The organism is Nostoc sp. (assembly GCF_036917755.1).
Classification (GTDB): Bacteria; Cyanobacteriota; Cyanobacteriia; order Cyanobacteriales; family Nostocaceae; genus Nostoc.
In genome coordinates, this window is sequence record NZ_JBALFC010000068.1 from 149,305 (window position 1) to 165,980 (window position 16,676).

Sequence of the window (16,676 nt, forward strand, 5' to 3'; positions counted from 1 at the left end):
GAGAACTGAGAATGCAATCAGTCAGGGATTTAAACCCCTTGATTTCAGACGCTTGTGGACTCCAATTCATGCTGAATTCTGACGACTGACGCCAATATTGCTGTTTGTTAAATACAGATAGGAACTTAAGATCATGCTGCTGCACATTGGGGCATTTGTGCTGGATGTCGATAGTAAACAGACTACTCTCTGGCACAAACTGGCTCCCCGTACCCGGATACTCTGTACATTGTTGTTCGTGTTTGCCATTGTCTTAACACCAAATGGGCATTGGTGGACTTGGGCTATTTATGGATTAGTTCTCTTGAGTTTAATATTACTGAGTCAAATCACCCTATTAGTACTACTAAAACGATTGGCAGTTGAGCTAACATTTATTGGTGTCGTTCTCCTGGGTACTTTGTTTCGGGGTGGGGGCGAGGTGTTATGGTCTTGGGGACCATTACAGATTACGACAGTCGGGCTAACTATCTTGGGGAGTGTGACGCTTAAGGCATTGCTATCACTATTGATACTGAACTTACTGACTTTAACAACTTCGGTAACGGCACTGCTTCACGCTCTGCTGGAACTGAGAACTCCACCACTATTAGTCGCAATTCTCGCATCTATGTATCGCTATATCAGCGTATTGATTGGCGAGTTTAACGCGATGCGTCGAGCCGCCGAGTCCCGAAACCTGATGAACAACAACCGCTCAATCCGGTTAATTTTTGGCAATATGATTGGAGCGCTGTTTATCCGCACTTATGACCGGGGAAATTTGGTTTATCAGGCGATGCTATCACGGGGTTATCAAGGAGTACCACCAATGATGGAAAAAGTTTCATCAGGGGGACGATCTGACGTTGTGGCTTTGAGTTTAACTATAATTTTGGCACTGTTTGGTCAGGGCATTTACTGGCGGAATTGAAGAAGAATGCAGAATCCAGAATTCAGAATTCAGAATCAATACTTCGGCAGAGCCACGTAACCATCAGTCGGGGATTGGAACCCGCCACTACGAAAGTTGACCACCAAATCATAGATTTGGTGGGGGTCTTAAACCCAGTTATTCATCCGCTTTTTCGGTCAAAATACCTTTCCTGTATTCTAACGACTGACTCCTGAATTCTGTTCGATAACATTTCTTCACGTTGTATTAATGCATCATAATCCCATATCAATTCAAAATCTTAGCTATACTTACCCTGACGGAACTCAAGCTTTGAGGGACATTAATTTGTCTATCAAAGCAACTGAGCGAGTGGCATTAATCGGAGCCAATGGTTCGGGAAAATCTACGTTGCTGTTACATCTCAATGGAATTCTCATGCCTCAGTCGGGACAGATCACGATTGGAGAATGTCCTTTAACTGTTGAGAATTTGCGAAAAATTCGGGATTTTGTCGGGTTGGTATTCCAGAATCCAGATAATCAGTTGTTCATGCCAACCGTTTGGGAAGATGTTGCTTTTGGCCCGATGAATCTGGGTTTCCAAGGCGAGGAATTAATACAGCGAGTTCTGCAAGCGATGGCAGCAGTTGATATTGATCCCCAATGGTATGGGCAACGCTATATCGGTAATTTATCTGGAGGTGAGAAAAAACGGATTGCGATCGCTGGAGTTTTGGCAATGAATCCACAGATATTAGTATTTGATGAACCCTCGGCTCAATTAGATCCCCGTTGTCGTCGTCAATTCATTGAGTTGCTGCAAAGCTTACCTCTGACGCAACTGATTGCAACCCACGATTTAGATTTAGCTTTGGATTTGTGCGATCGCACGGTTGTTCTCAGTCAAGGTCAGATCGTCTATGATGGCAAAACTGAGAAGGTAATGAGCAATCCAGAGTTTTTGCTTGGACACGCTTTAGAGTCACCACTAAGCTATAGTCGCCCCTACTGTCAGCTGGAACATGCACCTGTCAGCCCATTGCGATACAGGGAATTTGTTTGAGCCAGTCACACAATTTTGGATTTTGCGAAAAGTTGCGTGCGGGGGTGGAGGAGTTTGAGCAAACTTTTCAAGACAGATTTTAGATTTTAGATTGACCCCAGCAATCAAGTCAGGGGCAAGTCAATCAATTTTGGATTTTAGATTTGCGATTTTAGATTTGTTCCGCCCACAATATGCGGTGGCTCTGTACCAAAGAAATAATCCAAAATCCAAAATTTAAAATCTAAAATTGGCACGGTTAACCCTAACAATAACTTTTTATTATCTGTACTTTCTATTCGCCTGGTAATTCTGGTCTGTTTGCGCTGTTAAACACCTGCTCTACTGTTAGCGCCCAATCAGCAATTACCACTGATTCCATGCAAGTCGCACCTGTAAATACTTTATCCTCATACTGTCCCTCCACCCACTGGCAAATTGTAATTTGTTGCATCTGTGGGTCAACAATCCAATATTCCAATATTTCCCTAGCGGCATACTCCGTCCGCTTGTAGCGATAATCACGAACGCGGTTCGCTGTTCCCGGAGAAACAATTTCAATCACTAGCGCAGGCGGCGGCATATCACGGGTGAGGGTAGCACGAGTAGCACCGATAAGGGCAGCATAAGATTCTTCTGTGTGAACCATTAAGTCAGGTAAACGACATCTCGCCCGTCGCCCCGCCACCTCAATTTCTGCATCCTTGTGAGCAACTAAATAAAAGGGGAAATGTTTTATTAGTTCAACGAATAGAAATCTTGCCAGATTGCTATTTTCTTGACTTTCAGGTGGCATCTCGACTAGTTCCCCATCCACCAACTCATAGCGGGTGTCTGTACCATCATCATAGTTAAGATACTCCTCAAAGGTCAGCAGTTTTTGGGTTTTCGTCGTTTGGGTCATTTGCTTTGCCTTCTTACCGCTTCTAAAAATCTGGGTAAATCTGATTTAACTCCACGGTGTAAGTTTAAAACGTCCTTTCCTAGTGCAAATGAGCTTCCCCATTGCTGAGGTTGTCCAGGAAACTCCAGTTAGAAACAGTAAAATAATCGTGTCTGCGATTAATTTCACTGGAACGTTTGATTTGCTTATTCAGTTGACTCCAAAAGCTCCATACGTGCTTGTCTTCATTCACTGAAGCATAGGCGGTTATGGAGCTTTGCGGCTTTTCAGATAGTCTCATCCCGCGACGGGCAACTACCAACGCCGCAGCACAATCGCTAGATAGTCCGTACATCCTCATGTACTTCACCAATCCAATCAAACTAGAATACGCTGGGTTGACTGTGATAAGCTCAATGCCACGATTTGACAGGATTGATTGAAGTAGTTCGTAAAATCTACTGTACGCCCAACTGGATAGCATCCGAGCGTACTTTCTAGATTCTTCACCATTTCCCTCTTTTTTGTTACTAAAATCTAACTCCTCACAGACAATAGGACACTCAAAAGAAATTGCTAATCCTGCAAGTTGAAGACACGCATCAACAATGTTTGAATCTTGTTTACCATTAGGTAATCCCATCTGTAGGGGGATTTGTCCTTTAGCTTTGAGATTACCTTCACTGTCAACATAAGCCCAGCCAATTGAACCAGGGTTCATGTCAATACCTATACACCCATAGCTAACAGTTTGTGATTGCTGTTTTACAGGTTTTGGGGTGAACTGAACAGCGGCGACCCATTTGCCGTTTTTATAAAAAAAGTGCCAAGTCTTTGAACCAGATTCCGGTAATCGGTTTATATTCCGATCAAAATCACCAATATTGGAAGTGACTGTTTTACCAAATCTAGACTCTAAGCATTGAGTAACACGAATCTTGATTGCTTGCCCATCCCATTGTGCAACTTGATTTCCGCGAGACTCATCTTTAGAACCAACTATAAAAATATTACCAAGTGGCACAGAAACCCGAATAGGTTCAACTTTGAGATATTTTAATTTATTTTTAAATAATGCTAGCTTGCGTTTCTTCCCATGAATCTGGAACCTCAAGTTACTCCAATTGGTATCACGGTATTTTAATGAACAAGACAGAGGAAAATTACATCCAGCTTTAGAATCCTGCCAATTCTTTTTAGCGTAAAACTTCCGTGCTAATTTGAGCTTGCGTTCCGATGATTTAAGCCATTTCTCAATCGACTTTATCTTACCTGCAATAGTCTTGATATGTAGTTCTCTGTGAGTCTTGGCAGCATCTACTCTGCCTTTGGCAAAGCTAATTACACCATTGATATGTCGCTTGTTGATGCCATAACTTTTCTGTAAATGGGTGTTCCATTCAGATTTGTTAAACTCATCACTTGATAGGTAATAATTAACTGTTTCAATCGCGGCACTACGAAAAATTGGTGCGTAAGATTCTAGAAACATTTCTAGTTCTGTAAACCCTAACGCATTCATTTCTGACTCTAGCGTGGGTAGTCCTTTGCAGTAGGTTAGGATTGACATTGATTCGACCTTTCAATGTGTTTATTTCTTTATATAATACTGTTATTATAAAGATTTTGCAAGCCCTAGTACCGCGATCGCTAACTTTAGCTTAACTGACTGCGAAACTTACTAATACTAATAGTTAATAACACAACAGCAAAGGCGACTAAAACCAAAACATTCATCCACAGTACATCTAAGCCAACGCCTTTGAGCAAAATACCTCGAACGATCGCAATGTAATGGCGGAGGGGATTGAGTAAGGATAGGACTTGAAAGAAGGGAGGCATGGCTTCAATGGGTGCGATCGCGCCAGAAGTTTGTACCATTGGTAAATTAATAAAGAAAGCTGTCAGGACTACCTGTTGTTGGGAACTACTCACAGTCGCCAACATAATACCCAGGCTAATCCCGACAAATACATACATACTTGATAGGGCGAAAAATAGCAGAAAATTACCTCGAAATGGTACATGAAATACTATTGTTGCTAATGTGACAGCTAATAAGACATCTCCCATTAATAAAAAGGCTAAAGGGACTATTTTCGATAGTAATATTTGCCAGTTAGCAGCCGGGGTCATTAATAATTGTTCTAAAGTTCCCGTATCTTTTTCCCGAACAACAGTAATTGCTGATACTAATGTGCTAATTAATGTTAAAACTAAACCCATAACTCCTGGTACAAAAAACCAACTACTTGTCAGTCCAGGGTTGTAAAGAAACACAACTTCCGGTGAGACTGGGGGACTTGCTTCACCTTGGGTTAATTGTAGATTATATTGCTGGATAATTTGATTCATATAATTTCCTGCAATCCCGGCTGTATTGGCATCTACAGCATCGATAAATACTTGAATTTCTGCGGATTTTTGTGCCAGTTGACGCGGGAAATCGGGAGGAATTATGACTCCAACATCTAGCTTTCCTTCTTCTACCTGACGACTCAATGCTTTTTCACTGTTTGGTACAAATTTTAAAGTGAAAATTTGATTTGATGTCATGGCTGAAACTAACTCTCGACTGGCGCTGACGTTGGCATAGTCAATGACACCTAATCGTAAGTTATGAACGTCGGGATTTAGGATAAAGCCATACAGTAATAATTGGACTGTCGGGGGGATAACTAACAAAACAATTAATTGCTTATTGCGGAGAATTTGACTAATTTCTTTCCGCAACAATGCCCAAAAGGGACTATTAAATAATCGCTGAATAAGTTTCATAAAAAAATTCCTTTTTATCGAACCACAGAGACGCAGAGAACACAGAGAGATTAACGGGAGTATCTCAATGAGTGTAAAAAGCCTTGTAAAACCTCACCCCAACCCTCTCATTACCAAGGAGAGGGTTGGGGTGAGGTTTTTCATCTGGTATATTTGCTTTCACTGAGATGCTCCCGATATTAACTAGGTAATTGCATTCGACTTAAAACTCGGCGTGATACGTTGAAAAATACTAATCCTAAAGCTGCAAGCATGATTAAATCAAACCAAACTCCGGCAAATCCTGTACCGCGCACGAAGGCATCACGAGTAATATTAATGTAATAACGCGCCGGAATTATGTTAGGTAGTAGTGATAAGGGGAAAGGAATATTGTTGAGGGGATAAATAAAACCTGAGAGTAATAAGGATGTGGTAAAGCCTACCAGGGAAGCGCCTTGTACAGCAGCATTTTGGTTACTGCTACGGACTCCTAAAAGTAACCCAAAAAGAACGCTATCTGTCAGAAATAGTAATGTGCCAAGTAGTAATGTTATGGGGTTGCCAACTATGCCAACTTGGAAAATAATTGAGCCTAATATCATAACTATTAATGTCTCGATGATGGCAATTAATAAGTATGCTAATCCTTTACCAAGTAATAGTTCTGTGGCACTAATACTCGAAGCATAAACTTGTAAAATTGTCCCTTTTTCTTTTTCCCGCACCATTGCGATCGCAGACAGCAATGAAGGAAAAATCCACAGGACAACCCCGTATACTCCTGGCACAATATACAGCGATTCTAATCTCCCAGGATTAAACCATAGACGCATTCGTGCTGTAATACTATTAGTAGCGGGTATCAGTCCATGCTCTTGCATAAAAAAGTTTGTAACTCTCTGAATACTATTTTTAATTACACGGGCATTGTTAACATCAGTTGCATCGATTAATACTTGCACATTTGTACTTCTTCCTGCTTGAATGTCGCGGCTAAATTCCGGTGGAATAATTACAGCAGCTTTGGCAATTCCCTTATCTATTGCATCGCGTGTGGGATTGCCACCATACCATTGTTTAGGCACAAATTGATTAGTGGCATACAATCGTTCAATATAGCTGTTACTTAGGTTTGTGCGGTTGAAATCTTGCACAATTAAGGGAATATCTTTACTTTCCAACCTAATAGCGAAGCCAAAAATTATTAAGGTGATAAATGGCAATAAAAATGCTAATGCCAACGTCAGGCGATCGCGCCGAAATTGGGCTATTTCTTTCACACATTGAGCAAAAATTCTTTTCATATAGTAATCCGCTTTGATTATTGAACTGACTTGCTTAGGCTGGGAGTAGGGAATAGGGAGTAGGGAGTAGGGAATAAGCCTTTTCAATTAGTACTTAATTTGTTCAAAAATCAAATAAGAGTCCTATATATACTAAGTAAACTTTCTCTCCACTCCCCACTCCCCACTCCCCACTCAATTCCTATCCTTGCGATCGCTGTACAATACCAATAAAAGCATCTTCTAAAGAAAACGGAATGGGACGCAGAGAATTGATGGTAATTTGATTAGCTTCTAAAAGTTGAGTTAGCTGATTTATTTCTTCTTCGGGATGATCAAGAACAACGTGTAAACTATCAGCAAAAATCGAGATGCGCCAAGATTCAAAGTGTTGTTTGAGTAACTTGGAAGCAGCTTGGTTTTGATTAACAATAATTTCTATTAGTTGTCCCGGTTGCGAGGCTTTAACAGAACTTGGCGAACCTTCGGCGACGGTTTCTCCTGCAACCAGAAAACTCATGCGGTTGCACTGTTCAGCTTCTTCTAAATAGTGCGTTGTCACTAAAATAGCTGTACCATTGTGGGCGAAGTCATTAATTAGCTTCCAAAACTGGCGACGTGCTAACGGATCTACCCCCGATGTTGGTTCGTCTAAAAATAAAATATCTGGTTCGTGCATCACGCAAGCACCGAAAGCAACTCGCTGTTTCCAACCTCCCGGTAGCTGTCCAGTAATCATATTTGCTTGTCCTTCTAAGCCACAGGTAGCAATTACCCAATCAATTTTTTCTCGTCGGAGTTTGCGAGGTACGCCGTAAACTCCGCTATAAAATTCTAAATTTTGCAGAATAGTTAAATCGTCGTAAAGGGTGAATTTTTGACTCATATAACCAATGCGTCGCCGTAAGTCTGCACTCCGCAGATTTCCGGTTTCACCACCCAAGGAAATTTCACCGCCGCTTGCTTCTAGTAATCCACACAACATTTTAATTGTAGTGGTTTTCCCTGCACCATTAGCACCCAATAAACCAAAGATTTCGCCGTAGCGTATTTCGACGTTGACATCTTTAACGGCTTGGAACTTGCCAAAAACACGACTAAGTTTGTGAGCGTAGATAGCTAATGAAGAAGGGGAGATAGAGGGAAATTCTTTAATTTTGAATTTTGAATTTTGAATTTTGAATTGATTCGTCCCCTGTCCTCTTTTGCGAGAACGAGGAAATGGTAAAAATTGCGGTACGGAACCTTGTTGTCGCAGGCGCGTGACAAAGACATTTTCTAATGTGGGTTCGCCATGCTCGATAGTGGGAGAAGGTAACTGATGCTGTTGCAGTAGTTCGCGGACTTCGGTTTCGCCGGATTTTATATCTTTCACGAGGACATCTAAGCGATCGCCAAAACTTTGCACATCTACTATATTTGTTTGGGTAGTCTGGGAGAGTATTTCTTCTGTCGCTTGCAGATTTGCTGTTCGCACTTCTAAACGATGCAAGCCTAAGTTAGCCCGTAAGTCTGCGGGTGTGCCAATTTCATGAATTTCCCCACCGTACATCAAAGCTACGCGGTGACAGCGTTCAGCTTCATCTAAGTATGGTGTAGCGACTACAATGGTCATCCCCTCGGCTGATAATTCTGCTAGCACATCCCAAAATTCCCGCCGGGAAACTGGATCAACACCCGTGGTAGGTTCATCTAATAACAATACTTCTGGTTGAGAAACTAAAGCACAACACAGCGCCAGCTTTTGTTTCATCCCACCAGAAAGTTGTCCCACCAAGCGATCGCCAAATCGCTCCAAATTCATTAATCTTAAATATTTATTGCGGCGTTTTTGTAATAAATCGTCTGCTACTTGCCGCAACCCTGCTGCATAACGCAAGTTTTCATCAATACTCAAATCCAAATACAGCGAAAACTGTTGGGTGAGATAACCTGTGATTAATCGGGCATCTCGTGCAGGTTGATCAAATATTTGTACGTCTCCCGCCGTTGCTTCCATCACACCGCCCAAAATGTGAAAGGTGCTAGTTTTTCCCGCACCGTCTGGGCCAATTAATCCAAACATTTCACCTTTATGGACGCTGAAATCAATTCCCCGTACAGCAGCTAAGTTTCCATAGTGCTTGTGTAAGCTATGAACTTTAATTGCTGTGGTGCTAGATGATTGCGGTGAGTTTGGAGTAACAACTGTTCTTTGCTGTTGCATCATTTAGCCTCTTAGAGGATGTTTGAAAAGTTTTTCGCTGTGACTTTAGGCACTTTTAGATCCCCCCTAACCCCCCTTAAAAAGGGGGGAACCGGAATCAAAGTCTCCCAATTTATCGGGAGATTTAGAGGGATCTAAAACTTTTGATACCGACAAGAGGACTTTTCAAACATCCTCTTAGCTTGAGAAAATGGTGGAGAATTGAGGGTGGAAATTTAAACGCAAAGGGGCGCGGAGGGAAGCGCAGAGGTACGCGGAGAATTTGCTATGAATTAATGAAATGTTGTTCTCTTATCTGCTTTCTGACTTCAAATTGATTTCGGCATCTGCTGGCATCCCCATTTTGGCGCAAGGTAAATCTGATTTAGTATAAGGATTTTCGGGGTTAAAGCAGTTATCAGGATTTTGAACTTTGATCCGAATTCCTACTACTTGTCTGACTCGATCTTTTTGAAAGTAAATATTCTCTGGTGTAAATGAAGCTTGCGGATCGATCGCAATTACTTTACCTTCTAGTGGTTTATCTGGCGCAGAATCAATCAAGATTTTCGTTGTTTGTCCTAGACGCACTCTGCCAATATCGCCTTCGGGAATAAAACCTCTAAAATACAGTGTCTTGGGGTCAACAATTGTCAAAATATTAGTCTGACTGCTAACTACTGCACCTGGTTCGACACTACGGGCTGTCACTACTCCATCTAAGGGACTAACTACATTTAAATCTTTTTTGGAGTCTGCAACCTGGGTGAGGATTTGCTGATTTGATGCTTGGGCATCTTTGACTTTGGCACGGGCAGAGTTGACTTTTGCCTGTGCAGATTTAAGTTGAGCATCACTTTGCTGCTGTTTTCTGACTAATGCTGTTAACTGGGCGTTGCGAATGTCAGGATTGAAACCTGTAGTTTGAGCTTGAGTTAACGCCCCTGACGTAGCACTTAACTGTTGACGTTCGGCATTAACTGCTGCCTGTCGTGCTTCTAGGGTTGCTACTGCTGTATCTAGGGTAGTTTGTGCTTGATCGAATTGTTGTTGATTAATCGCCCCTTCTTTTACCAATTGGGCGTAGCGATCGCGGTTGATTTTTGCTAAATTAACTTCTGCGGCTGCCTGTTTAACTTGCGCTTGTGCTTGCACTAATGTGGCTCTGGCTGCTGCTACATTTGCTCGTGCCTGCTCAATTCTGCCTTTGGTATCCCCTTGGGACTGCCGAAAATTCAGTTTGGCTTCGTTAATTTGGCTGTTAATTTCTTGAGTTTCTCTGGCGACTTGCTCGACATCTGAAATTGCCTGCTGTTCATCATACTTAGCAGATGTCACTCTCGCTTGACTACCAAGCAGTTGTCCTTGCAGCAATTGATCGTCTGTGTTGTCTAACTTAATTAACTCTTGCCCCTTTTTAACTGCTGCCCCTTCCCGCACGACAATTGACTCAATTCTTCCAGAACGCTTGATCCCAATCTCGGTTTCATAACCCTCAATCCTACCGCTAACTTGCAGTATATTCACTGATCCTTGCGGTTGACTGCGCCACACAGCGTAGCCAATGCCAACCACCACCAGCACCCCCCCGATCAGTAAAGGAATCGGTTTCTTGGAGCGCTGCGGCTTCGATACTGGGGGATCTTTAAGATTTTCCGGGGATGTCGGGATAGTCTGAGTCATGGTAGCACCCTGGATTGTAAAAAATATTTTGTAAACGAAAATCGAAAATTCTGAATTATTGGTCATCATACTAGACTGTATAGTATGATAAAACAAGAGATACGTCAAAAAATTTACTCTTCATGTCCAAAAATCCTACTTCCGAAATAGGAAATCCTTTATCTGCGATCGCTCCCAAGCAGGAGCAAATCTTGCAAGGAGCTATACGGGTATTTTTGAAGGAGGGTTACGCTAGAACAAGTATGGATCGTGTCAGCGCGTCAGCTGGAGTGTCGAAGCAAACAATATACAGTCACTTTCAAGATAAAGAAGGGCTGTTTAAAGCGTTGATAGAACGGTTGACGCTGGCTTGTTTTGAAAGTATTTTTTGCACAGAAAAATTGCACGGCGAACCAGCGATTTTGTTGCGTCAAGTTGCGGAAATTTATTTAACCAAAGTCGCTGATAATCCCGATTATTTGGCCTTGTTGCGGTTGATTATTACCGAGTCACAAAACTTTCCTGAACTAGCCAAACTTTATACCCAAACGGTTGTGCAACGCGGTCGGCAAATGCTGAGTCAGTATTTCGTATCTCATCCAGAATTAGGGATTACCGACCCAGAAGCAATGGCTCAGATTTTTTTTGGCTCGCTGGTATCTTACGTGATTATACAAGAAGTTTTGTATGGAAAAGAACTCATGTTTGTATCACGCGATCGCCTGGTAGACAGCTTAATGAATGTGGTTATGAGCCAGTCTCTAAATACGGAAATATACCTTTCTAGGTGATTCGTAAAATCTATTTTTTTGGCGTTTAAATTTCCATCTGTAGGTAATAGCTAATGCAGTTAGTTAATTTTCCAAATATGTATAATGCTATCCTCATTGCTACTAGCAAGAGTTTTACCATCTGGGCTAAGTGCAAGCCCTAAAACAGAACTGGAACCATCTTGAAAGGTATCCAACAGTTTTAAAGTCTCTAAGCTCCACAGTTTAATAGTGCCATCAAAATTGCCGCAGATCAGAATTTTTCCATCGGGGCTGATGACAAGAGAATCAATTGAACTAAAATTGTCAGTAAACTCATGCAGCAGTTTTCCAGTTTGGAGATTCCATAACTTCAGGGTGCTAATTGCCCGATTTCCAGAAACTAGCTGACCAAAACTGCCAGTGACGAGCTTTTTGCTATCTGGAGTAATGGCAATAGCATTAACTGCGGTTTTGTGTCCTTTAAGAATATGGCGTGTTTTTTTAGTTTGCAGTGAAATCAGCCTAATTGTATTGTCATCGCCACCCCCAGCACTCACAAGGGTTTGCATATCAGGGCTAAATGCAACCTTACTCACAAATTCTGAAGTTGCAATAATGGTATCAAGCAACTTAAGTTTGTGTAAATCCCAAAGCTTGATTGTATGATCATCACTGCCACTAGCAATCAATCTACCATCTGAACTAATAGCAACGGTTTCTACTGGCTGGGTATGTCCACTTTCGAGGTTAAGCCTAAGCATTAATTGAGTGCGTAAATCCCAAACCTTCATTGTTGGGGTGGTTATCCCACCACTTACAATCCGCTTGCCATCTGGACTAATCGCAATTGAAGTAACACCATCTGAGTGAGCATCTAAACTATGCAGCAATTTTCCATTACGTAGATTCCAGATTTTAATTGTATCATCTCTACCTCCACTAATCAGGGTTTGCCCATCTGGGCTAATCACAACTGCTGGAACACCAAAAGTTACTTTTTTATGCGCCGTCAGTGTGTGAACAAGTTGAATATGTGATTGTGCCTGAGTAATTGTACTCCTACCAATGGGAGGATTTGAACTGGAAGAATGTACATTAATGACAGTGATGGTTAGTGCGATCGCTAAGGCTGTAATCACTGGTTTGGATTTGAGGAAATTCAATAATTTCATGGCGGTGAGGAACGCAATTATTAATAGGGTTCCCATTTAATCGGGCGGGTACGCGATCGCACCTCATCTGATAGACTACAGTCACTTGACAGTATAAATTATTAGACAAAAGCAAATAAATATAATGGCGAAAGAAATAGAGCGGAAATATTTAGTCAGAGGAGATACGTGGAGAGGATTAGCTGAAGGTAGTGTATATCGTCAAGGATACATTGCCACACAAGACAAAGCGACTGTACGTATACGTATAGTCGGGGAAAAAAGTTATTTGACCATTAAAGGCCCCAATATCAAATATTCGAGATTAGAGTTTGAGTATCCGATTCCGGTTGAAGATGCTCAAGAAATACTTGAGACATTGTGTGAACGTCCCTTTATAGAAAAAATCAGATATAAAATAGAATCGGGCGGTTTGATTTGGGAAATAGATGAGTTTGATGGTGTTAATAAAGGACTAATATTAGCAGAAGTTTAACTCAGTGATGAAAACCAACAAATTGAACTACCAACCTGGATTGGAGAAGAAGTTTCTGATGACTCCAGATATTTCAATAGCAATTTAGTAAAACACCCTTTTTCACAATGGTAATGGCTGAAATATTGTCAAAGTCTCTCTGTATATCCATTTGAGGTCATTTTATCGCTGTTTTTTGTCTAAGTCCCACTAATCAAGGCAATCAAAATTGTTGAGCGTAGCGCGATCGCATAAGGACAATACCTTTGTCTATATGCTATGTTGAAGGCTTTAAAAACTATGGAGAATATAGGCTTGTCAGATAGCTTGTTTAGCGCACTACGTAAATATCCCAAAAGCCAAGAGCTTGATCCAATTGAGAATTTTCTGACTGAAGGTTTTGCTTGGTTGCTGAGAAATAAAGAGATGCTTGCTCGTGAATTTGTAGATTATCTCAGTTTAAAATTACCAGAACCTCTTCCTTTAACTCATAAACTACCAGAGTGGAAAACACAATACACCTTCCCTGGTGGACAAATAGATATGTTGGCAGATTGGGGACAATTTGCCTTGATATTTGAACACAAGGTATGGTCAAATCTTAGTCCAGGGCAACTAGATAGATATCGTAACTATGTAAAAACAAACTTAAAGTGGTCACAAGGATATAAATTAATTCTTATTACTGGATTAACTCGACAACATGAACAAAATCCTGACTTAGCTCTGACTTGGAGTGATATATATAAATTTTTGAAGCATTGGTTAGAAACAAAATCAGATGATAGTCTGGTTCGTGATTTTATAGATATGCTTGCTGAGGAAAATTTAGGCCCAGCAGCACCAGTTTCTTATGAAAGTATAGTTTCTTATTTACCTGCTCAATCACTACAGCCTAACCTGAAGAACATAACCTTACGTGCTGCTGAAGTAGATTGGCGTTGGGTATTAGAAAGAATTGGATTTAACAAAGATGTACCTATAGCGAAATATGAATCTGGGTGTGGGCGATTAGGCTTAGAAACTTTAGATGTTTCCTCTCTGAGTATATTCGTTGGTACTCTTCTAAATGGCTCCCATTTTAAAGTGCAACCTTCAAATTTACATCTCGGCCCAGATTTTTGTTTAATTTTAGGTTTTTATATGAAGGAATGGAAGTTCATTGAAGAAGATTTTCTTCATTCTGATGAATATACTAAATTGCGCTCAAGATTAAAAGAGAATTCAAGGACATGGGATTTTCACGATCACAGATTTAACGTAGCGCAACCAAATTTTTACCATCCTCTTCATTTAAGAAAACCATTAGCTGAGGTCTTCCGAGGTACTATAACGTTTGAAGAGCAAGTTGACAGATTTATTTTACATGGCCGTGAAGTTATTGAATTGCTGCTTGCTGGTGGTGAGTTAGAAGCTTTAACAAACCGCTTTCATCCTATTGCCAAAAATAGTATTTTTCCTGTTAAATGAGTTGTTTTGAGATATAGAGTGCTTTCGTTGTGGGGAACTGCGATCGCACGGCTATTTGGTGCATATTTAATTCGTAAATAAGTGTTGAGAAGTGAAAAATAATCTCAGGTGGTAGAGAGTCTAAAACATTTTAATTTCTTTAATTTCAGTGCGTTTTAACGCACTTTAGCTATTAGCCCGCAATTTATTGCAGGGCGGGAAAGCAACGCTATCACCGAGGTTTTAGGGATGGGGATTTAACGCATCATCAATTGACCAACAATCTCAGTATATTCGCTGCTGATTTTTACCAAAATGGTATATTCCAAATTTTAAATAATTCGTAATTGAATTAGTTGGTGTATAAATCCCCAACTAATTCAACTGTGGTTAGCATCACTAATTACTTGATTTGCGGATGGGCATTTTGTCCATCCCAACAGACTAAGGTAGGTGTAGCTATGGTTTGAGTCTGGTAAGCGTTTTTGACACCAACCCAGTTACTAGCAATTGGCATTCGCCAACCAGTTCCAAAGGCGCGATCGGTGATTTTCAAGCCTGGGGGTGCTTGTCGCCGTTTAAATTCAGCCCGCGCTACCATTTGGATTACTCGGTTTACAATCATTGGATCGTGACCGGCTGTAACAATTTGCGCTGCTGATTGGTGGTTGTGAATCAGGCGTTGCAAAATATCGTCCAAAATTTCGTAGGGCGGTAGAGAATCTTGATCAATTTGACCGGGTTTGAGTTCGGCGCTAGGTGGTTTAGTCAAGACGTTTTGCGGGATGATTTCATTATTGCGATTTAACCAGTGGCAAAGTGAATAAACACAGGTTTTAGGAACATCTGCAATTACCGCTAATCCGCCATTCATATCGCCGTAGAGGGTACAGTAACCAACTGCCATTTCTGACTTGTTACCGGTAGATAAAAGCAGATAGCCAAATTTGTTAGCGATCGCCATTAATAAATTACCCCGAATCCGAGATTGTATATTCTCCTCTGCTATTCCAAACTCTGTACCTGCAAACAAATCACCTAAAGTTTGATCAAAGCCTTGCATTAACTCGCCAATTGGTAAAAGATTAGTCTTAATCCCCAAATTTTCGGCTAATGCCATAGCATCACTAATAGAATGCTCAGAACTATAAGGGGAAGGCATGAGAACACCGAGGACATTTTCTTTACCAAGTGCAGCAGCTGCGATCGCAGCTACTATTGCCGAGTCAATCCCGCCACTTAAACCCAACACTACCTTAGAAAAGCCACACTTACGAGCATAATCTCGCACTCCTAAAACCAAAGCTTGCCAAATTTCTTCATCTTCCGATTCATCCACAGGTGCTACAGAACCTAACTGTAAATCTCGTTGCGCTTCGTCAAATTCGACCACCACTAAATCGGTATCAAAACCACGGGCGCGACACATAATTTCACCTTGACGATTCAAAGCAAAACTACGTCCATCAAAAATTAGGTCATCATTTCCGCCAACCTGATTAGCGTAAATAATCGGTTGTTGAAAACGGACTGCACTATGTCTGAGTATTTTTTCTCGAAACTGCTGTTTGCCGACCGTGTAGGGGGAAGCAGACAAATTTACAACCAAATCTACACCCAGAATTGCTAAGTCAGCAATCGGATTCACTGCATAACTACGTTTGCCCCAAAATTCCTCATCATTCCATAAATCTTCGCAAATAGTTACGCCAATATGGATATTATCTAGAGTGAAATAATTAGCCTGCAATCCTGGTTCAAAATAGCGACGTTCATCGAATACATCGTAAGTAGGCAAAAGTCGCTTGTGAAAAAGTTGCTTGACCTTGCCATTCTCTAACAAAGCTATACTGTTAAATAAAGTTTTACCGCCACTAATAGACGCTTTGAGATTCTGTTCAACAGTTCCTACCAACACAGCTAAATTTGGTGGCAAATCCCGCGCTAAGTTTTGTAAAGTGATGCCCATTGCTTCCACAAAACTGGGATTTAGTAATAAATCTCTTGGTGGATAGCCACACAGAGAAAGTTCTGGTGTCAACAATAAACGCGCACCGCTAGATGCTGCTCGTTGTGCCGCCTCCAGGATTTTTTGGGCATTTAAAAGCAAATCACCAACTGTCGAATTAATTTGAGCGATCGCAATTTTCATTGTATT

General features: G+C 41.1%; 12 protein-coding genes and 1 pseudogene. 5 read left to right on the top strand and 8 right to left on the bottom strand.

Annotated elements, in window-relative coordinates; all coding sequences use genetic code 11:
• Window positions 1-133 precede the first annotated feature (133 nt).
• A complete protein-coding gene (gene cbiQ / locus V7L05_RS16615) occupies window positions 134-913 on the top strand; it encodes a cobalt ECF transporter T component CbiQ (protein WP_335165547.1) in 780 nt (259 codons plus the stop codon).
• Window positions 914-1,144: 231 nt separating this feature from the next.
• Window positions 1,145-1,939, top strand: coding sequence for an energy-coupling factor ABC transporter ATP-binding protein (locus V7L05_RS16620; RefSeq protein WP_335165548.1), 795 nt, complete (start codon window positions 1,145-1,147; stop codon window positions 1,937-1,939).
• 274 nt (window positions 1,940-2,213) lie between these two features.
• Here V7L05_RS16620 and V7L05_RS16625 read toward each other — a convergent pair whose 3' ends face one another.
• The 6 genes from V7L05_RS16625 to V7L05_RS16650 form a co-directional block, all read right to left on the bottom strand.
• Entirely contained in the window at window positions 2,214-2,822 is a 609-nt protein-coding gene (locus tag V7L05_RS16625) for a Uma2 family endonuclease (RefSeq protein ID WP_335165550.1), read from the bottom strand.
• A 79-nt stretch (window positions 2,823-2,901) separates the two neighbouring features.
• Window positions 2,902-4,371: a hypothetical protein gene (locus V7L05_RS16630; protein ID WP_335165552.1), complete on the bottom strand. Its 1,470-nt coding sequence runs from the start codon at window positions 4,369-4,371 to the stop codon at window positions 2,902-2,904.
• An 86-nt stretch (window positions 4,372-4,457) separates the two neighbouring features.
• Entirely contained in the window at window positions 4,458-5,579 is a 1,122-nt protein-coding gene (locus tag V7L05_RS16635; protein ID WP_335165554.1) for an ABC transporter permease, read from the bottom strand.
• A 179-nt stretch (window positions 5,580-5,758) separates the two neighbouring features.
• Entirely contained in the window at window positions 5,759-6,865 is a 1,107-nt protein-coding gene (locus V7L05_RS16640; protein ID WP_335165556.1) for an ABC transporter permease, read from the bottom strand.
• Between the two features lie 181 nt (window positions 6,866-7,046).
• Window positions 7,047-9,050, bottom strand: coding sequence for an ATP-binding cassette domain-containing protein (locus V7L05_RS16645; protein WP_335165626.1), 2,004 nt, complete (start codon window positions 9,048-9,050; stop codon window positions 7,047-7,049).
• 291 nt (window positions 9,051-9,341) lie between these two features.
• A complete protein-coding gene (locus V7L05_RS16650; RefSeq protein WP_335165558.1) occupies window positions 9,342-10,712 on the bottom strand; it encodes an HlyD family secretion protein in 1,371 nt (456 codons plus the stop codon).
• Window positions 10,713-10,834: 122 nt separating this feature from the next.
• Between V7L05_RS16650 and V7L05_RS16655 the strand changes: the two genes are divergently transcribed.
• On the top strand, window positions 10,835-11,482 hold the full coding sequence (locus V7L05_RS16655; RefSeq protein WP_335165560.1) for a TetR/AcrR family transcriptional regulator: 648 nt from the start codon (window positions 10,835-10,837) through the stop codon (window positions 11,480-11,482).
• Between the two features lie 59 nt (window positions 11,483-11,541).
• On the opposite strand, the gene V7L05_RS16660 is transcribed toward V7L05_RS16655, so the two are convergent.
• Entirely contained in the window at window positions 11,542-12,615 is a 1,074-nt protein-coding gene (locus V7L05_RS16660) for a WD40 repeat domain-containing protein (RefSeq protein WP_335165561.1), read from the bottom strand.
• A 124-nt stretch (window positions 12,616-12,739) separates the two neighbouring features.
• On the opposite strand from V7L05_RS16660, the pseudogene V7L05_RS16665 reads away from it, so the two are divergent.
• Window positions 12,740-13,204: pseudogene (locus tag V7L05_RS16665) on the top strand (CYTH domain-containing protein).
• 180 nt (window positions 13,205-13,384) lie between these two features.
• Window positions 13,385-14,539 (top strand): PD-(D/E)XK nuclease family protein, encoded by a 1,155-nt coding sequence (locus V7L05_RS16670; protein ID WP_335165563.1) that lies wholly within the window; start codon window positions 13,385-13,387, stop codon window positions 14,537-14,539.
• 382 nt (window positions 14,540-14,921) lie between these two features.
• Here the strand turns inward: V7L05_RS16670 and V7L05_RS16675 are convergent, their stop codons facing one another.
• Window positions 14,922-16,670: an NAD+ synthase gene (locus V7L05_RS16675; protein ID WP_335165564.1), complete on the bottom strand. Its 1,749-nt coding sequence runs from the start codon at window positions 16,668-16,670 to the stop codon at window positions 14,922-14,924.
• Window positions 16,671-16,676: the final 6 nt, after the last annotated feature.